Origin of the sequence: Pseudomonas sp. ARP3, assembly GCF_001029595.1 — a bacterium.
Classification (GTDB): Bacteria; Pseudomonadota; Gammaproteobacteria; order Pseudomonadales; family Pseudomonadaceae; genus Aquipseudomonas; species Aquipseudomonas rhodesiae.
Genome location: NZ_LEKF01000007.1, coordinates 68,934 through 89,851, shown reverse-complemented (window position 1 = coordinate 89,851; position 20,918 = coordinate 68,934). Strand labels below are relative to the sequence as shown.

The following is a 20,918-nucleotide window of genomic DNA, read 5'->3' as shown; positions in this document are numbered from 1 at the left end:
GCCCGACAATCGAGGCTCAATCAACAGGGTTTATTGGTGGCTGACCCAGAATACCGCAGTGCCAACCACCAGGATGATCAGGAACAGAATGGCCCAGGCATCCACGGTGCTGTCGGGTTTACGGGCTTTTGTAGGATTGCTCATCGCATCGCCTCTTGTCGGTTTTATAGGTGATTGCATTAAGACTCGACGACAGTAAAGTCGATGATTGCCCGCATGACAAATATGGATATCGTGATAACCCGTCTCATTAGTCATTTTGGTTATGTGCATATACTCAAACATCACTTTTGCGCATAAACGCAAACTGGTATCGTGCGCCGGCTCCGTTGGGAGTGCGCGGCCGTGCGCGCAGATTTGCCGAGAACAGGACCTATATGTACGTATACGACGAATACGATCAGCGCATCATCGAGGACCGCGTCAAGCAGTTCCGTGATCAGACCCGACGCTATCTGGCAGGTGAACTGAGCGAAGAAGAGTTCCGCCCTCTGCGCCTGCAAAATGGCCTTTATGTTCAGCGCTTTGCGCCGATGCTCCGCGTGGCCGTGCCTTACGGCCAACTGACCTCGCGCCAGACCCGCATGATGGCCAAGATTGCCCGCGACTATGACAAAGGCTATGCCCACATCAGTACCCGCCAGAACGTTCAGTTCAACTGGCCGGCCCTGGAAGATGTTCCGGACATCCTGGCGGAACTGGCCACCGTGCAGATGCACGCGATTCAGACCAGCGGTAACTGCTTGCGCAACGTCACTACTGACCAGTTCGCCGGGGTAGCCGCCGATGAGCTGATCGACCCGCGCCCCTGGTGTGAAATCATTCGCCAGTGGACCACCTTCCACCCCGAATTCGCCTACCTGCCGCGCAAGTTCAAGATCGCCGTCAATGGCTCGACCTCGGACCGTGCCGCCATCGAAGTTCACGATATCGGCCTGGAGCCGGTGTACAACGCCGCTGGCGAGCTGGGTTTCCGCGTACTGGTGGGTGGCGGACTGGGCCGTACCCCGGTCGTCGGCGCGTTTATCAACGAGTTCCTGCCGTGGCGGGACCTGTTGAGCTACCTGGACGCCATCCTGCGCGTCTACAACCGCTACGGCCGTCGCGACAACAAGTACAAGGCCCGGATCAAGATCCTGGTCAAGGCGCTGACCCCTGAGGTGTTCGCCCAAAAGGTCGACGCCGAGATGGAACACCTGCGCGGCGGCCAGACCACCTTGACCGACGCCGAAGTGCACCGCGTCGCCAAACATTTCGTCGACCCCGAGTACAAGGCCCTGAGCAATCAGGACGCCGAACTCGCCGCCCTCGACGAGCAGCATCCTGGCTTCGCCCGCTGGCGTACCCGCAACACCCTGGCGCACAAGAAGCCAGGCTATGTGGCCGTGACCCTGTCGCTCAAGCCGACCGGCGTGGCCCCAGGCGACATCACCGACAAACAGCTGGACGCCGTTGCCGACCTGGCCGAGCGCTACAGCTTCGGCCAGCTGCGCACCTCCCACGAGCAGAACATCATCCTGGCGGACGTTGAGCAGAGCCAATTGTTCACCCTGTGGGGCGAGCTACGCGAGAGCGGTTTCGCCACGCCGAACATCGGCCTGCTGACTGACATCATCTGCTGCCCGGGCGGGGATTTCTGCTCCCTGGCCAACGCCAAGTCGATCCCAATCGCCGAATCGATCCAGCGCCGTTTCGACGACCTGGACTACCTGTTCGACATCGGTGAGCTTGACCTGAACATCTCCGGCTGTATGAACGCCTGTGGTCACCACCACGTCGGCCATATCGGCATCCTGGGCGTGGACAAGAAAGGCGAAGAATTCTACCAAGTGTCCCTGGGTGGCAGCGCCAGCCGCGATGCGAGCCTGGGCAAGATCCTCGGCCCGTCCTTCGCCCAGGAAGCCATGCCTGACGTGATCGGCAAACTGATCGACGTATACATCGAACAGCGCACCGAAGATGAGCGTTTCATCGACACCTATCAGCGTATCGGCATCGACCTGTTCAAGGAGCGCGTCTATGCAGCGAATCATTAAGAACAACGAAGTCGTCGACGAAACCTGGCACCTGCTGCCCAAGGACGCGAGCTTCGACGGCATTTCCAACTGCGACGACCTGATCGTGCCATTGGCGCTGTGGCGCGAACACGGCCACGCCCTCAAGGCTCGCGACGGCGGCCTGGGCGTATGGCTGGACGCCGATGAAGAAGCCGAAGAGATCGGCGCGGACGTGCAACACTTCCAGGTCATCGCCCTGAATTTCCCGGCCTTCACCGATGGCCGCAACTACTCCAACGCCCGCCTGCTGCGTGACCGCTACGGTTACAAGGGCGAACTGCGAGCGATTGGCGATGTACTGCGCGATCAGCTGTTCTACCTGCACCGTTGCGGCTTCGATGCCTTCGCCTTGCGCGCCGACAAAGACCCGTACGAAGCGCTGGAAAGCCTCAAGGACTTCTCAGTGACCTACCAGGCCGCCACTGACGAGCCGCTGCCGCTGTTCCGTCGCCGCTGAGTTGGCGCACATAAAAAAGCCCTGGCATGCCAGGGCTTTTTTATCGGTTGAGGTTGATCGACGCCAGCACCTGCTTCTGCCCCATCGAACACGGCACGCCTTCCGGCTGCGCCCGTACCGCTTCGATCACCCCCAACAACTGCGTCTTGCTGTGGGCCAAATGGGCCTGCATCTCTTCGATCTGTTGCACCTTGCGTTCCAGCGCCTCGATCAACTCTTCGCGCTTGTGTTCCCCCGGCGCCGGCATCAGTGCCTTGAGCTCCTGCAAGGTAAACCCGGCCTGTTGCGCGCTCTGAATCAACTGCAAGGTCTGTAAGGCTTCCGGTGCATAGCGCCGATAGCCGTTGGCCTGACGCCCGACCTGGCTGATCAGCCCTTCGGCTTCGTAAAAACGAATGCGCGACGCGGCTAATCCACTCTGTTTTGCCAGTTCTCCGATATTCATTGCGATGCCTGCTTGACATTAAAGTTAACTTTAAGCTTAGCCTGAGGCCTCCCCCGCTCAGGAGTCAACCCATGTCACCGTTTGAACCCTTGCACCTGCCCAACGGCCAAATCATCGCCAACCGCATCGCCAAAGCCGCGATGGAAGAAAACATGGCCGATCTCAACCAAGCACCCTCCCGTGCGCTCAAGCAACTGTACAAAGCCTGGGCGGACGGCGAGCCGGGCCTGTTGCTGACCGGCAACGTGATGATTGATCGCCGCGCCATGACCGGCCCTGGCGGCGTCGCGCTGGAAAACGAAGAACACCTGGACAGCTTCCGCGAGTGGGCCGATGTGGCACGGGCCAAGGGCGTGCATTTCTGGGTTCAACTCAGCCACCCGGGCCGCCAGACCATGGCCAACCTCGGCCAGCAAGCCCTGGCGCCGTCGGCCATCGCGATGGACTTGGGCAGTTTCTCGAAGATGTTCGCCACCCCTCGGGCCATGACCGAGGAGGATATCCAGGACGTGATCCAGCGCTTCGCCACCAGCGCGCGCCTGGCTGAGAAAGCCGGGTTCAGCGGCGTGCAGATCCACGGCGCACACGGTTACCTGATCAGCCAATTTCTCTCGCCTCTGAGCAACCACCGCACCGACCGCTGGGGTGGCTCCCTGGAAAACCGCGCACGCCTGCTGCTGGAAGTGATCCACGCCGTGCGCGCCAGTGTCAGCCCGTCGTTCTGCGTGGCAGTCAAGCTCAACTCGGCGGACTTCCAGCGCGGCGGCTTCGATGCGGCGGATGCGCGCGCCGTGGTGGAGATGCTCAACCCGCTGCCCATCGACTTGCTCGAATTGTCCGGCGGCAGCTATGAAGCGCCGGCCATGCAGGGCGAAGCGCGGGATGGGCGTACCCTGGCGCGCGAAGCGTACTTCCTGGAATTTGCCAAGGAACTGGCAAGCATCGCCACCATGCCGTTGATGGTGACCGGCGGCATTCGTCGCCTGCCCATCGTGCAGCAAGTGCTCGACAGCGGCATCGCCATGGCGGGCATCGCCACCGCGCTGACCCTGGAGCCGCAGCTGCTCAAGCACTGGCGCGAAGGCCGCGACCCCAACCCGCAACTCAAACCGATCCAGTGGCAGCGCAAGCCGCTTGCCGCCCTCGCCACCCTGGCCGTGGTACGCGACCAGATGCGCCGCCTGAGCCGCGGCCACCAGCCCAAGCCCAAGGTTGCACCGTGCCTGGCGCTGGTGCGTGATCAGTGGTTTATCGCTCGGCGCACTCGGCAGTACCGCGCAAGCATGACGCAATCTTCACATTAAAGGCGGAGCATTCGCCGTGATCGAACTGTCCCCTATTGATCAGCAGCTTTTAACCTCACTGACGATTGGAGTTCTTCATGGCGAAAATCAACCTGGCCCAGCAATTGGCGACCACCCTGGAAAAGGCGGGCATCAAGCGCATCTGGGGTTTGACCGGTGACAGCCTCAATGGGCTGACCGACGCCTTGCGCAGCATGGACAGCATTGAGTGGATGCACGTACGTCACGAAGAAGTGGCCGCGTTCGCTGCGGGCGCCGAAGCGGCCGCCACCGGGGAGCTGACCGTATGCGCCGGCAGTTGCGGGCCGGGCAACCTGCATTTGATTAACGGTCTGTTCGACTGCCATCGCAACCACGTACCGGTGCTGGCGATTGCCGCGCAGATCCCATCGTCCGAGATCGGCCTGAATTACTTCCAGGAAACCCATCCCCAAGAGCTGTTCAAGGAATGCAGCCACTTTATCGAGCTGGTCAGCAACCCTGAGCAGATGCCCCAAGTGCTGCACCGCGCCATGCGTTCGGCGATTCTCAATCGCGGCGTGGCGGTGGTGGTGATTCCGGGGGATGTGTCGCTGCTGGAAGTCGAGGACAAGCTCAAACCCTGGCCCGCCCTGCACGCGCCGCGCACCTTGCCGGCGGAGCAGGACCTGCAACGCCTGGTCGAGATCCTGCAAAGCAGCCAGAAAGTCACCCTGCTGTGCGGCAGTGGCTGCGCCGGCGCCCACGACCAAGTCGTCGCCCTGGCCGACACCCTCGGTGCGCCGGTGGTGCATGCGTTGCGGGGCAAGGAGCATGTGGAGTGGGACAACCCGTTCGACGTGGGCATGACCGGCCTGATCGGCTTCAGCTCCGGCTACCACGCCATGCTCGACTGCGACACGCTGATCATGCTCGGCACCGACTTCCCCTATCGCCAGTTCTACCCCACTGACGCTACGATCATCCAGATCGACCGCGACCCCCAGGCCCTCGGCCGACGCGCCACCCTGGACTTGGGCATCGCCGCCGACGTCAGCGAGACCCTGGACGCCCTGCTGCCGCACCTGACCCGCAAAACCGACCGCAGCTTTCTCGACACGTCGTTGAAGCACTATGCAAAAGCCCGCCAGGGTCTGGACGATCTGGCGCAGCCGTCCAAAGCCAATCGGCCGATTCACCCGCAATACGTCGCACGCCTGCTCAGCGAACTGGCGGACGACGATGCCATCTTCACCGCTGACGTCGGTTCGCCCACCGTGTGGGCCGCGCGTTACCTGAAGATGAACGGCAAGCGCCGCCTGATCGGCTCGTTCAACCACGGCTCAATGGCCAATGCCATGCCCCAGGCCATCGGCGCACAGGCAGCGTTCCCTGCACGCCAAGTGATCTCAATGTCCGGCGACGGTGGCTTTGCCATGTTGATGGGGGATTTCATTTCACTGGCGCAATTGAAGCTGCCGGTCAAAGTCATCGTGTTCGATAACGCGTCGCTGGGGTTTGTCGCCATGGAGATGAAGGCCGCCGGTTACCTGGAGGCCGGCACCGATCTCAAAAACCCGGACTTTGCCGCCATGTCCAATGCCATGGGCATTCTCGGTATTCGCGTGGAGCAATCCGAAGACCTGGAGCCGGCGTTGCGCCGTGCCCTGGCCCATGATGGCCCGGTGCTGGTGGATGTGGTCACCGCGACCCAGGAACTGGTGATGCCGCCCAGCATCAAGCTGGAACAGGCCAAAGGGTTCAGCCTGTACATGCTCAAGGCGGTGATGAGCGGGCGTGGCGATGAGGTGATCGAGTTGGCGCGCACCAACTGGCTACGATAAGCCGTATCTGTAGGGGCGTGTGGGAGCAATCCCGCACACCCCTCAGGCGCGTAATTCAGCCCCGCTGTTTTTCTACCCACTGGCCGTAGGCATCGATAAACGCCTGCAAGAATGGCTTGGTCTTTTCCGACACCTTGCCGCTGTCGTCAAACACGCTGCCCGCGCCGCCCAGGTAGGCTTCCGGCTGCTGCATGCACCACACATCCAGGAACACCAACGACTGGCGCAAATGGTGGTTGGCGCCAAACCCGCCAATCGCCCCCGGCGACACACTGATAATCGCCCCTGGCTTGCCGCTCCAGGCGCTTTTACCGTAAGGGCGCGAACCCACGTCAATCGCGTTCTTCAACGGCGCCGGCACTGAGCGGTTGTATTCGGGGGTCACGAACAGCACCGCGTCGGATGAACTCACCTGCTGACGGAAAGTGCTGTAGGCTGCCGGCGGTGAAGCACCATCGATGTCCTCGTTGTAGAGCGGCAGATCGCCGATTTCCACGATGTTCAACTTCAGATTGGCAGGGGCCAGTTCGGCCAACGCCAACGCGACTTTGCGGTTGATGGAGTCTTTTCTCAAGCTGCCAACCAGGACGGCAATCGTGTAGACCTTGCTCATTGAGGTTTCCCGACGTCTGACTAAAGGAGCTTGTAGTTATAGAGTCTTCGCCGCGCGTTAACCAGCAGGTTTTGCAGTGTTTCTAGAGGTTTGTATGGCGCCACACAGCGTAGGAAGCTTCTGAGAAAGCCTACGAATAGTATTTTTTTCTTATAGGTAAACTACCCCGCTCCCTGACGGTCTACACAACCGTAAATCGAGTGTTTATCTCCAGAGGTTCTAAACAGATGGCAGCAGTACTTGTCGGACAGTTCCATGCCAGAGATGCAGAAGGACGCGTGTATTCGGTGCATGAGTTCCAGGAATCCAACCCGGCCCAAGGCGACCTGGCTGGCTCGGCGCCTACCACCACCTACAAGCTGGCCATTGGCGATCGTGTAGAAAAACTGGAAGGCGACGAATTCAAACTGATTCAATCGGGGACGATTCTGGTCCGCGAGTCGCAAACCACCCTCGCTTCTTAAGATCGCGCCGTTTCTGCCTGCTCAGTCCTGGCCATTGATGGCATTGACTGGGCTGGGCGATCACGGTCGGCGGATCTCCGTCACTTCGGCATCAGCTTCACCCTCGACCTGTTTGAGCGTGACCATCAATTGCCCTCGCTCCCCTTCGACCGCATACAGTGAACGCGTGTAACCCGGCGCGCCATAAGCCGGATACGCCTGCACCTGACGCACCAGGGCAATGCCCAGCACCGCCCCCACCTGCTCGCTCACCTGCTCCTGGGAACGGATAAAGGTTTCCAGCGCCAGACTCTCCGGCAAGGGTTCGTCGTGATTACTCAAGAGATAAGCAGCCGTGCACCCCACGGTCAGAAGCACCAGGAGTTGCTTGGCCGTTACCCCAAAAAAGCGCGAGGGGATTGGCATGTGAGACCCGACCTGTTTTTGTTGTAAGTGCCGTTGGCGGCTTTGGTCATCGATTTTCGGACGCGCCATTCTAGTGGGGTCATGGCCGAAAGCCATAGGTGTGAGCGACCCGCGCAGTCTTTTTTGCGCATCGAGGCCCGCGCCATTGAAACCCCACGGCGCTGCACATAGACTCCGGCGATGCGTTTACGTCATATCGAAGTGATTCAGGCCATTTTGCAGACCGGACACCTCGGCACGGCCGCCGAGTGGTTGCAACTCCCCGTGGGCGATGTGGACGCAACGCTCAAGGATGCCGAGCATCAACTGGGCTTCATGTTGTTTGCCAGCGTGCGCGGGCGCCTACAGGCCACGCGCGAAACCCTGGAGTTGCAAGCCGACATCGCCTTGCTCTACGAAGCCCTGGAGCCGGTGCAACGCCTGGCCAGCCGCCTCAAACTCCATCACGCACCCACCCTGCGCGCCCTGTGCACTCCGCCCCTGGCCAATCAACTACTGCCGCAAAGCATTGCCGCATTGCGCCGGCGTTTTCAGGACACGCCGTGCAATCTGTCCAGCCAGCCGACGCGGGAGATCGTCAAAAGCCTGTTGCTGCGCGAGGCCGAAGTCGGCCTGAGCCTGCACGACCCCGAGCACCCGCAGATCCAATGCAGCGTGCTGGCCCAAGGCAAGCTGCAACTGCTCGCGCCCCATGGCTGGCTCAAGCCCAAGCAGAAATACATCGCACTGCAGGAACTGGCCGGCCAGTCAATGATTGGCCTTGAAGGGCAAGACCCGCTCAGTCGTCTGCTGGACGCCAAGCTGCAAGCCCTGCGCCCGTTGCCCGTGGTGCAGACGCGGGTCCAGACCTATCAGATGATGCGCAGCATGGTAGAGGCGGGTGAAGGCTTGGCGATCGTCGACCCCTTCACCGCATACGGCGCCCGGGAGGCCGGGTTGGACGCGTGCCCGGTGTCGCCGCCGATCATGGTCAGTCTGTATGCGTTGACACTCAAGGACGCCACGCCCTCCCCGGCCTTGAATGCGTTGCTGGAGATCGTCACGCACAAGGCCCAAGCCCTGCTGGGCTGACTAAGCCTTGTCGACTTCGCTTTTGAACAGCCGATACCAGAAAATCGCCACTTCGCGGGTCTGCGGGTCGATGCCGCGATAGCGCAGGTGGTCGATCCCGCCCATCACATAGCCGCAGCGCTCATACAGGCGGCACGCGCCGAGGTTGTTGTTCTGGGTTTCCAGCACCATGCCCGGCAGGCTTTTCTTGCGGCTCCAGAACTGCGCCACATCCAGGAGCGCCTTGGCCACCCCGTGCCGGCGTGCTTGCAGCGCCACCGCCAGCTCGTCGACATGGGCAAAGCCGTTCCAATTGGTGCTGACGACGATGTGCCCCACCGGCTCGTCATCCAGGTAGGCCATAAAGATGGCGCTGTCGGGGGCGTCGCGGAAACTGGCGAACTCCTCCGGGTCGATGCCATAGCACTTGCGGTACGGCAGGATGCGCTCCACCGGCCATTGATCGACCCGCTTACCCATCTGCGGCACGCCATAGCCACTGACTTCGAAGCTGAAATCATTGCCCCAGACATAAGCGTCAAAGCCTGCATCGGCGACCCGCACACTGAGCCCTGGATACTTCGGGTTCGTTACAGCTTGCATAGACATCCTTAACCTTTGATGCAATCGACGGTGTAACAACGACCACTGCCGCCGTCTTCGTGTTGTAACCCGTGAACATCCGCGACAAACCCAGGGAAACTGCTATCGAACGTGCGGGCAAATGCCAGGTAGTCGATGATCGACCGGGTGGACTCGGTAAAGCGTTCGCCCGGCATGATCAATGGGATGCCCGGCGGGTACGGCACCAGCATCACCGCTGCGACGCGCCCTGGCAAGGCATCGATGGAAACGGCCTCGACTTCGCCCCGGACCAACTGGTCGTAGGCGTCGGCTGGTTTCATGGCGATCTCCGGCAACACCGTGTACATGCGCTTGAGATGCTTGGCCGTGGCGTTGCTGCGGTAGCAACTGTGCAATTGGTTGCAGAGGTCGCGCAACCCCAGCCCCTGATAACGCACCGGCCCCTGGGCAAATACCGAAGGCAGGCAACTGGCCAGGCTGACATTGGCGTCGTAGTTGCGTTTGAACTCCAGCAACTCGGTGAGCAAGGTACTCCATTTGCCTTTGGTGATGCCCATGGAAAACAGCACGAGGAAGGAATACAGCCCAGTCTTTTCCACTACCAGCCCACGCTCCCAGAGGAACTTGCTGACCACTGCGGCGGGAATCCCGCAATCGCTCAACGCACCGCCGGCCGTGAGACCGGGCATAACCAGGGTGACTTTGATCGGATCGAGCAATACGTAGTCTTCGGCCACGTCGCCGAAGCCATGCCAGTCATCTTCTGGATGCAACAGCCAATCCGCCGTGGCAACACGGTCGATGCCGGCCACCGAGGGCGGTTGCCAGATGGAAAACCACCAATCCTCGGCCGGCAGATGCTGACGCAGATTGGCCAGGGCCCGGCGGAAACTCAGGGCCTCATCGAACATTTCCTGCAACAGCGAGCGGCCGGCCGGGCCTTCCATCATGGCCGAGGCGACATCCAGCGAGGCGATGATGCTGTATTGCGGCGAGGTGGAGATATGCATCATGAACGCTTCGTTGAATCGATCGCGGTCCAGCTGGCGCGCACCGCCGTCCTGTACATGGATCATCGACGCCTGGCTGAAGGCCGCCAGCAACTTGTGGGTGGAATGGGTGGTGAACACCAGCGGGCTGTCTACGGTGCGCGAGGTGCCCATGCCGTAACGTCCGGCGAAGAACTCGTGAAACGCCGCATAGGCGTACCAGGCTTCATCGAAATGCAGCACCTCGACGCTGCTGCCCAGTTGCTGCTTGATCAGTTCGGCGTTGTAACACAGGCCGTCGTAAGTGGAATTGGTCACCACCGCCAACTTCACCTTGGGTGGCCGACCTCGGGTCAACGGGCTGGCATCGATCTTGGCGCGGATCGACTCGGGGCTGAACTCGCTGAGCGGGATGGGGCCGATGATCCCCAGCTCATTGCGCTCCGGGCACAGGTACAGGGGAATGGCGCCGGTCATGATGATCGAATGCAGTACCGATTTATGGCAATTGCGATCCACCAGCACCAGATCATCGCGACCGACCATGGAATGCCAGACGATCTTGTTGGCGGTGGAGGTGCCGTTGATCACGAAAAAGGTATGGTCGGCGCCGAAATTGCGCGCAGCACGGGCCTCGGCTTCGGCCAGAGGGCCGGTGTGGTCCAGCAACGACCCGAGTTCGGGCACCGAGACCGACAAGTCCGAGCGCAGGGTGTTTTCCCCGAAAAATTGATGGAACGCCTGCCCCACCGGGCTTTTGCGATAGGCCACGCCGCCGCCATGGCCGGGGGTGTGCCAGGAATAATTGGAGTCGGCGGTGTGCTGCACCAGCGCCTTGAAAAACGGCGGCAACAAGCCATCCAGGTAGGTGCGCGCCGCACGGGCCACTTGCCGGGCCAGGAACGGCACGGTGTCTTCGAACAGATAGAGAATGCCACGCAATTGGTTGAGTTCGCTCATGGCATCGGCCGGGGCGTTCTCCAGAGTGACCTGCTCACCCAAGGCGAAGATCGGCAAGTTCGGCGCACGCAACCTGGCCAGACGGATCAGCTCCACCATGTTTTGCAGCAGATGGGTGTTTTCACCGGCACCTTCGGCGGCGATCAGCATGCACGCCAGCCCGTGATGGGTAGACGCCACCAGCCGACCTTCGGCGTAGTCCACGGCGGAGAAGATACTGAAGCCCTCTTGTTCCAACTCCTGGGCAATCCCCCTTACCCGGTCACCGGCAACGGTGTCGGCCTTGATGTCGCGATGCACGATAAGGACGGGGAATTTCAGGTCTTTGTACATGAGAGCTTGTAGTCCTGAGGGCTATGCACTCAAGGGTAGAAGCTGGGAGCGGATGTGGCGAATGAAGATTTTGACGGCCAGCGATGGAAGGGAGCGAGGCCCCCTTGCGCATTACTGTTGGGTCAGTTGGGTCCACAACGCCGGCGCCCCGGCCGACTTGGCAATGGCTTCCAGGCGTGCCGCGTGCTCTGCCAGGTCCTGCTCGCTGGCGCGAATGATGGTAGTGGGCTTGCGGTCGGCTGGCAGGCGGCGAATCTCCGAAGGGCGATTGCCTGAACCTTCGGCCGAGCCGGCGCCATCGGACGCGTTACCGGCCAGGGACAGGCTGGTCTGCCCGCCGGTCATGGTCAGGTAAACGTCGGCGAGGATTTCCGAGTCGAGCAAGGCGCCGTGGAGTTCACGGCCGGAGTTGTCGACGCCATAGCGTTTGCACAGGGCATCCAGGCTGTTGCGCTGCCCCGGATGCCGTTCACGGGCCATCATCAGGGTGTCGAGGATCGAACAGTGCTGGGAGATGTCAGCGCGGTCGGTCTGCCCCATCAGGGCGAACTCGTTATTGATGAAGCCTACGTCGAACGCCGCGTTATGGATGATCAACTGGGCGCCGTTGATGAATTCGAAAAATTCATCGGCCACTTCGGCAAAACGCGGTTTGCCTTTGAGGAATTCGTCGGTGATGCCGTGAACGGCAATCGCGCCTTCGTCGCTGTCGCGATCCGGTTGCAGGTAGACGTGAAAATGACGACCGGTAAGGCGGCGCCCCATCAGTTCGACGCAGCCGATTTCAATGATCCGGTGGCCGTCGGTCACCGGCATGCCGGTGGTTTCGGTATCGAGTACAACAGATCGAATGGCCATCAGGGTTCAGCTCTCAACGGTGTGGGGTGGTTCAAAGCGCGCGATATTAACATGTCGACCGGCATCAGCCCTGCTTGTAGCCACGCACTTCATCGACACCCCGGTTGGCCAGTTGGTCGGCGCGTTCGTTACCAGGATGGCCGATGTGCCCGCGCACCCATTTCCAGGTGATGTCATGGCGATTGCATTGCTCATCGAGCAATTGCCACAAGTCAGCATTTTTTACTGGCTCCTTAGCGGCGGTTTTCCAACCGCGCTTCTTCCAGTTGACCATCCACTCGTTGATGCCCTTCATCACGTACTGCGAGTCGGTCACCAGCAACACGTTGCAGCGACGCTTGAGTTCTTCGAGGCCACGAATGGCGCCCATCAGTTCCATGCGGTTGTTGGTGGTGTTGGCTTCGCCGCCCCACAATTCCTTCTCGACACCCTTGCAAACCAGTAAGGCGCCCCAGCCGCCTGGGCCGGGATTGCCTTTGCAGGCGCCATCGGTGAAGAGTTCTACGCTATCGGTCATCGGTTGCTCGGTCTGAAATCAAAAGAAATTTTACGATTGGCTTTGCTTGCGGTTGACCTTGGCCATCGGCATTGGCACCAGCTTGCCTAGGGGTTCGCGTCGCGCCTGGCGTACCGGTCGCAACCCGACCGCGATCTTGCGCGCCACCAATAAATAGAAGCCGCCGCCCGACAACTGCCAGGCACCCGCCCTGCGCTCCCAGCCCGCCAGGCGAGCCTGCCACTTGGCCGAGGCAAGCGGCGGACGATAGCACCCGAAGCGGCGTTTCTCCAGCGCGAAGCCCAGCAGGTTGAGCCAGTCCCCCACCCGCGAGGGGGAGATGCAGCGCGCCTGGCGCAGGGCATCGTGAGCGAACACATGGCGCAGGCCCCAACTGCTCCAGGGGTTGATGCCGACAATCAGCAGATGCCCGCCAGGGCGGACGCTGCTCGCCGCTTCGCGCAGCAAGCCATGGGGTGACAGGCAGAAATCCAGGCCATGCTGCAACACCACCACATCGGCGGCGTGCTCGCTCAACGGCCAGGCTTGTTCCTCGCAGACAATTTCCACGCCCGGCAATGGCGCGCCAAGACGCACATTGCGCTGCACCTGCGGCGCGGCGGGCGGTGTTTGGGCCGAGGGGCCGTAATGCACCAGATAACCACCGAAAAACCGGCCCAACTCGTCTTCGAGCATGCGCCGCTCTTCATCCAGCAAAAATTGCCCGACCGGTCCGGACAACCATTCACGGGCCGCGCTGATCAGAGCCAGCCACTCAGGATCGGCCTGGGCGAACGCTTTATCAGTCATTGCATTCTCCAACTTGCCTAGACGTTCTAAGATGCACCAATGTGTTCAGCTTGGCGAATCGAAGAATGATACAGATCAGTGCCCTGCCCGCCTTCACCGATAACTACATCTGGTTGTTACAAGACCCCGGCACCCAGCGCTGCGCGGTGGTCGACCCCGGCGATGCCGCGCCGGTACTGGCTTGGTTGCAGCAGCATCCAGGTTGGTCCCTCACCGATATCCTCATCACTCACCACCACCACGACCATGTCGGCGGTGTCGAGCGTTTGAAAAGTGCAACAGAGGCCACCGTCTACGGCCCGGCAGATGAAAACATCCCGGCGCGGGATGTGGCTTTGCGCGACAACGACCGCGTCAGCGTGCTGGGCTGGGATTTCGACGTATATACCGTACCCGGCCATACCCTCGGCCATATCGCCTACTACCATGAGGGCGTGCTGTTCTGTGGCGATACCCTGTTTGCCGCCGGTTGCGGGCGTCTGTTCGAAGGCACCCCCGAGCAAATGCACGCCTCGCTACAACGCCTGGCCGCCTTGCCCGACGACACGCAGGTGTATTGCACTCATGAGTACACCCAGAGCAACCTCAAGTTTGCCGCGGCGGTGGAGCCGGACAACACCGACATTGCCGAACGAGTGGAGCATGTGCGCCAGCTACGGTCTCGCAATGAAATGACGCTGCCGTCCAATCTGGCCCTGGAAAAGCGTACAAACCCCTTTTTGCGCACCGCTGAAACATCCGTTAAACAAAAAGCGGACGAACGGAACGGACGCGACAACCGCTCTGGGGCCGAGGTGTTTGCCAGCTTGAGGGCATGGAAAGATAAGTTCTAAGTCGATGCAATCTGATACGCAATTTCTGAATGGTTGACCGGAACCTAAGTGCTTTCTAGAATCGCCCGACATTTTTGCCCGGAACTTACTTCCAGCCAATGTCGTCATCTATTCGTAAATCCAACCATTCAGACGCATTGACCCGCCTGGCTCAAGCTGTGGCGGTGGCCGTGTCCGCCACACTGGCGGGCTGCCAATCGACGAATTTCGCCGCACAATCCACCGTGCAACCCAAACCCAATCTTGCCGCCAAAATCAAACAGAAACCTATCTGGCTCTCCGAGAAGCCCAGCCCTGAAGTACCCCAGGACGTCTGGGAGCGCATGCGCCGAGGCTTCCAATTGCAGGAGGGTGTAGGCGTCAACCCGCGCATCGAGCAACAGCGTCTGTGGTTCGCGAGCAACCCTTCCTTTCTCGAAAACGCCGGTGAGCGCGGCAGCCTCTACATTCATTACATTGTCGAACGTCTTGAAGAACGCAACATGCCCCTGGAGCTGGCACTGCTGCCAGTGATCGAAAGTGCCTACAACCCAATGGCCTATTCGCGCAGTGACGCGGTCGGCCTGTGGCAGTTCATCCCCTCCACCGGGCGCTACTTCAACCTGCGCCAAACCCGCGCCTACGACGGCCGTCGCGACATCACCGCCTCCACCACCGCCGCCTTGGACTACCTGACCCGTCTGCACGACATGTTCAACGGCGATTGGCTGCTGGCCCTTGCCGCGTATAACGCCGGCGAAGGCACCGTCAGCCGCGCCATCGAACGCAACGAAAAGCTCGGCCTGCCAACCGATTACTGGAACCTGCCGCTGCCCCAGGAAACCAAGGACTACGTGCCCAAGTTCCTGGCGCTGTCCCAAGTGGTGCTGGCGCCCGAAGCCTACGGCGTCAACCTGAACCCGATTGCCAACACGCCGTACTTCGAAGTGGTGGAAGTCAAGCAAAGCATGGACCTGTCCCGGGTCGCCGCGCTGGCTGAAATCGACGAAGACGAGCTGTTCCAGCTCAACCCGGCGTTGAAACAACGAACCACCCTGGACGGGCCGCAGCATTTGCTGGTGCCCAGTTCCAAGGCGCAACTGCTCACCAGCACCCTGTCGACGATGAAGCCTGAAGAATTGCTGGCGATGCGTCCGAAAAAACAGGTATTCGACGAAGTCGAGACCGCGCGGGTGGCCGGCCGCACCCGCACCTATAAAGTGCGCAGTGGCGATAACCTGACGCTGATCGCCAAAGCCAATAAAGTCGATGTGCACGACCTGCAGCGCTGGAACCAGCTCAACGGCCAGGCCCTAAAAGTCGGCCAGACCCTGGTGATGCAGGACACCCGCAAGGTGGTGGCCAAGGCCGACAGCAAGAAACCGGTGCAGTACAAGGTCAAGAAAGGTGATTCGCTGTACATCGTCGCCAAGCGCTTCAACGTCGAGATGCAGCATCTCAAGCGCTGGAACCCGCGCACCGGCCAGGCACTGAAGCCAGGGCAAATGCTGGTGGTGTCTGGGCCGCGCTAACGCCTGAAGAACGCCGCAGAAACCATGTGGGAGGGGGCTTGCCCCCGATATTAGTGTGTCAGCCAGTGAATCTGGTGACTGGCACACTGTCATCGGGGGCAAGCCCCCTCCCACATTGCTCTCCAGTGTTTGCGACTGCCTTTTTCCAACCGGAACAAGCTGTTACTGTACCGACCATAAAGCCCAAGCCGCCTGGATCGGATCTCTGACTTGAAGCGTCCCCTCCTTCTACTAATAAGTCTGGCCTTGAGCTTCGCTGCGAACGCGACGATTACCGAAAGCCACGGTTATGCGCAGTTCGGCACGCTCAAGTACCCGGCCAAATTCACCCACTTCGACTGGGTAAACCCTGCGGCGCCTAAAGGCGGCACTTTGCGGGTGATGGGGTTTGGCACCTTCGATACTCTCAACCCCTATACTTTCAAGGGCTCAAGCCCGGTTTCCACGCCCAACTTCTCGCAATACGGCATCAATGAGCTGAACGAGCCGCTGATGGTCGGCACTGGCGAATATGCGCCGTCCGGCGATGAACCCACATCCAGCTACGGCCTGATTGCGCAGTCGGTGGAATACAGCGATGACCGCAGTTGGGTGGTGTTCAATCTGCGTCCGCAAGCGCGCTTCCATGACGGCAAGCCGATCACCGCCGACGATGTGGCGTTTTCCTATCGCACCCTGCTGACCGAAGGCCACCCGCAATACCGCACCAATCTGCAGGAAGTGGCGCGTGTGGATGTGCTCAACCCCCATCGAATCCGCTTTGTGTTCAAGCGCGCCGGCAACCCGTTGCTGATCCTGCGCCTGGGGGAGTTACCGGTGCTGCCCCAGCACTATTGGAAAAATCGCGATTTCAAGGCCACCACCTTCGAGCCGCCGCTGGGCAGTGGCCCGTACCGTATCAGCAAGGTCACGCCGGGCCGGCAACTGGTGTTCGAACGGGTCAAGGACTACTGGGGCAAGGATCTGCCGGTCAACCGGGGGTTCTACAACTACGACAAGGTCGACGTAGAGTTCTACCGCGACAGCGACGTGGCCTTCGAAGCCTTCAAGGCCGGCGAGTTCGACATTTATATCGAACACCAGGCCAAAAACTGGGCCAATGGATACAACTTCCCGGCAGTCAACCGTGGTGAGGTGATCAAGGCACAGATTGCCCACCAGATCCCGACCCAGAGCCAAGGCCTGTTCATGAACACGCGGCGCCCGACCTTCAGCCAGATCAAAGTGCGCGAAGCCCTGGGCCTGATGTTCGACTTCGAGTGGACCAACCGCACGCTGTTCAGCAACGCCTATAAACGCACCTTGAGTTACTACCCTAACAGCGAGTTCGCCGCGACCGGCCTGCCGGTCGGGCATGAATGGCTGATGCTGTCGCCCTATCGCGATCAACTGCCGCCTAACCTGTTCACCCAAGCCTTCAGCCTGCCCCAAACCGACGGACGCGGTATCCCGCGCGAGACCTTGCGCCATGCCCTGGCCCTGCTCGGTGAAGCTGGGTGGACATTGTCGGGGCAGCGTCTGCTGAACAAGGACGGGCAGCCGCTACGCTTCGAGATCCTGCTGGTCAACCCGAACCTGGAGCGGATTCTGCAGCCCTACGTCGAGAACCTGATCAGCATCGGCGTCGATGCGCGCCTGCGTACCGTCGACCGTGCGCAATACAAGCAACGCCTGGATCAGTTTGACTTCGACATGATCCTGATCACCCTCAACCAGACCCTCAGCCCGGGCCTGGAGCAATGGCAGTACTTCCACTCCAGCCAAGCCGCGATCAAGGGCAGCAAGAACTACGCGGGCATCGCCAACCCGGTGGTCGACCATCTGCTGGAACAGCTGCTGGCGGCCCAGACCCGCGAAGAACAACTGGCCGCGGGGCGCGCCCTGGACCGGGTGCTGCTGTGGCAGCACTACAGCATTCCCAACTGGTACCTCAACTATCATCGCCTGGCCTACCGCAACCGGTTCGCCTTTGTCACCACGCCGCCCTATAGCCTGGGTCTGAGCGCGTGGTGGCTGAAAGCTTCGGAGAAAGCCCAATGATGTATTTGCGTACTGCACTCGTCAGCCTGTTGCTGTGCACCGCGGCCCACGCCGCGCCACAACATGCGTTGACGCTGTATAACGAACCGCCGAAATACCCCCACGATTTCAAACACTTCGATTACGTGAACCCGGATGCGCCCAAGGGCGGCACTTTCCGCGAATCGAGCATGGGCGGCTTCGACAGTCTCAACCCGTACATCAGCAAGGGCGTGCCCGCCGACAATATCAGCCTGATCTACGACACCCTGGCCATGCAAAGCCTGGACGAACCGATCACCGAGTACGGCCTGGTGGCCGGCAAGATCGAAAAAGCCCCGGACAACAGCTGGGTACGCTTCTACCTGCGCCCCGAAGCGCGCTTCCATGATGGCCACCCTATCCGTGCCGAAGACGTGGTGTTTACCTTCCAGACCCTGATCAAGGACGGCGCACCGATCTACCGCACCTACTACGCCGATGTCGACGACGTGGTGGCCGAAGACCCGCTGCGGGTGCTGTTCAAGTTCAAACGGACCAATAACCGCGAATTACCGCTGATCCTCGGCCAACTACCGGTATTGCCCAAGCACTGGTGGGCTACTCGCGACTTTTCCCGGGGCAACCTGGAAATACCCCTGGGCAGCGGACCGTACAAGGTCGCCGAGGTCAAGGCCGGACGCATGATTCGCTACGAGCGGGTCAAGGACTATTGGGCCAAGGACCTGCCGGTGGCCAAGGGCTTTTACAACTTCGATTACCGTGTCACCGACTATTACCGCGACAACACGGTGGCACTGGAAGCGCTGAAGGCCGGGCAGTTCGACTATTGGCAAGAGATGAGTGCCAAGAACTGGGCCAACGCTTACAACATTCCGGCGGTCACCCAGGGCCGGCTGATCAAGGAAGAGATCCCCAACGGCAACCCAACCGGCATGCAGGGCTTTGTGTTCAATACGCGCAGACCGATGTTCCAAGATGTGCGGGTGCGCAAGGCCATCAGCCTGCTGCTGGATTTTGAATGGAGCAACAAACAGCTGTTCAACGGCGCCTACACCCGCACCCGTAGTTATTTTGAAAACTCGGAAATGGCCGCCACCGGCCTGCCGGGCCCGGATGAACTGGCCATCCTTGAGCCGTTGCGGGACAAAATCCCTCCCGAAGTCTTTACCCAAGCCTTCGAACCGGCCAAGACCGACGGCAGCGGCATGATCCGCGCACAGCAACGCGAGGCCTATCAGCTATTGCAAGAGGCCGGTTGGCGCATCGTCGACGACAAGATGGTCGACGCCCAAGGCAAACCGGTGACCATTGAGTTCCTGCTGGCCCAGACCGAGTTCGAGCGCGTGCTGTTGCCATTCAAACGCAACCTGGCGGACCTCGGTATCGACCTGGTGATTCGTCGCGTCGATGTGTCGCAATACATCAACCGCCTGCGCTCGCGAGACTTCGACATGTTGGTGGGCAGCTTCCCGCAATCGACCTCGCCGGGGAACGAACAACGCGAGTTCTGGAAGTCATCCAGCGCGGACAAGCCTGGCAGCCGTAACTACATGGGCCTCAAGGACCCGGCCATCGACCAACTGGTGGAAGCGTTGATCGACGCCGATTCGCGCAAAAGCCTGGTGGCCCATGCCAAGGCCCTGGATCGGGTGCTGCAGTTCGGTTACTACGTGATCCCCAACTGGCACATCAAAACCTTCCGCGTGGCGTACTGGGACCACCTCGGCCATCCAAAAACACCGCCGCGCTACGACGTCGGCACCGCCACCTGGTGGGCCAAACCCGAGGTCCAACCGGTAACCCTCGACAACACCACCCCCAGCGCCGACTCGGCAAGCGGAGGCGATTGAATGCTGGCCTATATTGTTCGCCGCCTGTTGCTGATTATCCCGACGCTGTTCGGAATTCTGCTGATCAACTTCGTCATCATCCAGGCGGCTCCCGGTGGCCCGGTGGAGCAGATGATCGCCAAGCTCGAAGGCTTCGAAGGCGCCACCAGCCGAATTGCCGGCGGCGGTGCCGAAGTCTCCGTGGCCGGCTCCAGCTACCGCGGCGCCCAGGGCCTGGACCCGGCGCTGGTCAAGGAAATCGAGAAGATGTACGGCTTCGACAAATCGGCGCCGGAACGCTTGTGGATCATGGTCAAGAACTACGCGCGCCTGGATTTCGGCGACAGCTTTTTCCGCGACGCCAAGGTCATCGACCTGATCAAGGAAAAACTGCCGGTGTCCATCTCCCTCGGTTTATGGAGCACGCTGATCATGTACCTGGTGTCGATCCCGCTGGGGATCGCCAAAGCCACGCGGCACGGCAGCCATTTCGATGTGTGGACCAGCTCGGCGATCATCGTCGGCTACGCGATCCCGGCGTTTCTGTTTGCGATCCTGCTGATCGTGGTGTTCGCCGGCGGCAGCTATTTCGACTGGTTCCCGTTGCGCGGGCTGACGTCCAACAACTTCGACGAGCTGAGCTGGGGCGGCAAGATCCTCGATTATTTCTGGCACCTGGCGTTGCCGATCACGGCGCTGGTGATCGGCAACTTCGCCACCATGACCCTGCTCACCAAAAACAGCTTCCTCGACGAGATCAACAAGCAGTATGTGATCACCGCCAAAGCCAAGGGGCTGACCAATCACCGCGTGCTCTACGGCCACGTATTCCGCAACGCGATGCTGCTGGTGATCGCTGGGTTCCCCTCGGCGTTTATCGGGATTTTCTTCACCGGCTCGTTGCTGGTGGAAGTGATTTTCTCCCTCGATGGCCTGGGCCTGATGAGCTTCGAAGCCGCCATCAACCGCGATTATCCGGTGGTGTTCGGCACGCTGTTTATCTTCACCCTGCTGGGGTTGATCGTGAAGCTGATCGGCGACCTCACCTATACCCTGGTCGATCCGCGTATCGACTTTGCCAGCCGGGAGCATTGA

Annotated in this window: 19 protein-coding genes; 11 read left to right on the top strand and 8 right to left on the bottom strand. The window is 60.6% G+C overall.

The genetic code is table 11. From position 1 onward, the window contains the following. The first annotated feature begins 377 nt into the window (after positions 1 to 377). Together ABX75_RS10820 and ABX75_RS10815 are read left to right on the top strand one after the other, a co-directional pair. Positions 378 to 2,036 (top strand): nitrite/sulfite reductase, encoded by a 1,659-nt coding sequence (locus tag ABX75_RS10820; protein WP_034097040.1) that lies wholly within the window; start codon positions 378 to 380, stop codon positions 2,034 to 2,036. Continuing rightward, positions 2,020 to 2,514 (top strand): DUF934 domain-containing protein, encoded by a 495-nt coding sequence (locus tag ABX75_RS10815; protein ID WP_034097039.1) that lies wholly within the window; start codon positions 2,020 to 2,022, stop codon positions 2,512 to 2,514. Before ABX75_RS10820 ends, ABX75_RS10815 begins: the two co-directional genes overlap by 17 nt. A 40-nt stretch (positions 2,515 to 2,554) precedes the next feature. Here the strand turns inward: ABX75_RS10815 and ABX75_RS10810 are convergent, their stop codons facing one another. Next, a complete protein-coding gene (locus ABX75_RS10810) occupies positions 2,555 to 2,959 on the bottom strand; it encodes a MerR family transcriptional regulator (protein ID WP_034097038.1) in 405 nt (134 codons plus the stop codon). Between the two features lie 71 nt (positions 2,960 to 3,030). Here ABX75_RS10810 and ABX75_RS10805 point away from each other — a divergent pair, with 71 nt between their 5' ends. Both ABX75_RS10805 and poxB read left to right on the top strand, forming a co-directional pair. After that, a complete protein-coding gene (locus ABX75_RS10805; RefSeq protein ID WP_047881916.1) occupies positions 3,031 to 4,263 on the top strand; it encodes an NADH:flavin oxidoreductase/NADH oxidase family protein in 1,233 nt (410 codons plus the stop codon). Between the two features lie 77 nt (positions 4,264 to 4,340). Further along, positions 4,341 to 6,065 (top strand): ubiquinone-dependent pyruvate dehydrogenase, encoded by a 1,725-nt coding sequence (poxB, locus tag ABX75_RS10800; RefSeq protein WP_047881915.1) that lies wholly within the window; start codon positions 4,341 to 4,343, stop codon positions 6,063 to 6,065. 55 nt (positions 6,066 to 6,120) lie between these two features. On the opposite strand, the gene ABX75_RS10795 is transcribed toward poxB, so the two are convergent. Then, positions 6,121 to 6,678 carry an NADPH-dependent FMN reductase gene (locus ABX75_RS10795; protein ID WP_034097035.1) on the bottom strand — a complete coding sequence of 186 codons (558 nt, stop codon included), beginning with the start codon at positions 6,676 to 6,678 and terminating at the stop codon, positions 6,121 to 6,123. 227 nt (positions 6,679 to 6,905) lie between these two features. Between ABX75_RS10795 and ABX75_RS10790 the strand changes: the two genes are divergently transcribed. Continuing rightward, positions 6,906 to 7,142, top strand: coding sequence for a hypothetical protein (locus tag ABX75_RS10790; protein WP_016979714.1), 237 nt, complete (start codon positions 6,906 to 6,908; stop codon positions 7,140 to 7,142). 60 nt (positions 7,143 to 7,202) lie between these two features. On the opposite strand, the gene ABX75_RS10785 is transcribed toward ABX75_RS10790, so the two are convergent. Then, positions 7,203 to 7,547: a hypothetical protein gene (locus tag ABX75_RS10785; RefSeq protein WP_034097361.1), complete on the bottom strand. Its 345-nt coding sequence runs from the start codon at positions 7,545 to 7,547 to the stop codon at positions 7,203 to 7,205. Between the two features lie 180 nt (positions 7,548 to 7,727). On the opposite strand from ABX75_RS10785, the gene ABX75_RS10780 reads away from it, so the two are divergent. Then, a complete protein-coding gene (locus ABX75_RS10780) occupies positions 7,728 to 8,618 on the top strand; it encodes a LysR substrate-binding domain-containing protein (RefSeq protein ID WP_047881914.1) in 891 nt (296 codons plus the stop codon). On the opposite strand, the gene ABX75_RS10775 is transcribed toward ABX75_RS10780, so the two are convergent. The 5 genes from ABX75_RS10775 to ABX75_RS10755 form a co-directional block, all read right to left on the bottom strand. After that, entirely contained in the window at positions 8,619 to 9,200 is a 582-nt protein-coding gene (locus ABX75_RS10775) for a GNAT family N-acetyltransferase (RefSeq protein ID WP_034097033.1), read from the bottom strand. 8 nt (positions 9,201 to 9,208) lie between these two features. After that, positions 9,209 to 11,464: an arginine/lysine/ornithine decarboxylase gene (locus ABX75_RS10770; protein WP_047881913.1), complete on the bottom strand. Its 2,256-nt coding sequence runs from the start codon at positions 11,462 to 11,464 to the stop codon at positions 9,209 to 9,211. A 111-nt stretch (positions 11,465 to 11,575) separates the two neighbouring features. Further along, entirely contained in the window at positions 11,576 to 12,316 is a 741-nt protein-coding gene (gene dnaQ, locus ABX75_RS10765; RefSeq protein ID WP_167389906.1) for a DNA polymerase III subunit epsilon, read from the bottom strand. A 70-nt stretch (positions 12,317 to 12,386) separates the two neighbouring features. Further along, positions 12,387 to 12,839: a ribonuclease HI gene (gene rnhA, locus ABX75_RS10760; protein WP_034097030.1), complete on the bottom strand. Its 453-nt coding sequence runs from the start codon at positions 12,837 to 12,839 to the stop codon at positions 12,387 to 12,389. Positions 12,840 to 12,869: 30 nt separating this feature from the next. Next, the gene (locus tag ABX75_RS10755; RefSeq protein ID WP_034097029.1) at positions 12,870 to 13,628 is read right to left on the bottom strand and encodes a methyltransferase domain-containing protein; all 759 of its coding nucleotides are present in this window, start codon (positions 13,626 to 13,628) and stop codon (positions 12,870 to 12,872) included. A gap of 65 nt (positions 13,629 to 13,693) precedes the next feature. Here ABX75_RS10755 and gloB point away from each other — a divergent pair, with 65 nt between their 5' ends. From gloB to ABX75_RS10730, 5 genes are all read left to right on the top strand, one after another. Further along, positions 13,694 to 14,461, top strand: a complete 768-nt coding sequence (gene gloB / locus ABX75_RS10750) for a hydroxyacylglutathione hydrolase (RefSeq protein ID WP_047881912.1) — start codon at positions 13,694 to 13,696, stop codon at positions 14,459 to 14,461. Positions 14,462 to 14,559: 98 nt separating this feature from the next. Further along, the gene (locus ABX75_RS10745; protein WP_034097027.1) at positions 14,560 to 15,972 is read left to right on the top strand and encodes a lytic transglycosylase domain-containing protein; all 1,413 of its coding nucleotides are present in this window, start codon (positions 14,560 to 14,562) and stop codon (positions 15,970 to 15,972) included. A 210-nt stretch (positions 15,973 to 16,182) separates the two neighbouring features. Continuing rightward, positions 16,183 to 18,012, top strand: coding sequence for an extracellular solute-binding protein (locus ABX75_RS10740; RefSeq protein WP_047881911.1), 1,830 nt, complete (start codon positions 16,183 to 16,185; stop codon positions 18,010 to 18,012). Continuing rightward, entirely contained in the window at positions 18,009 to 19,844 is a 1,836-nt protein-coding gene (locus tag ABX75_RS10735) for an extracellular solute-binding protein (RefSeq protein WP_047881910.1), read from the top strand. The genes ABX75_RS10740 and ABX75_RS10735 overlap by 4 nt, the downstream gene beginning before the upstream one ends. Beyond that, a complete protein-coding gene (locus tag ABX75_RS10730) occupies positions 19,845 to 20,918 on the top strand; it encodes a microcin C ABC transporter permease YejB (RefSeq protein WP_034097024.1) in 1,074 nt (357 codons plus the stop codon).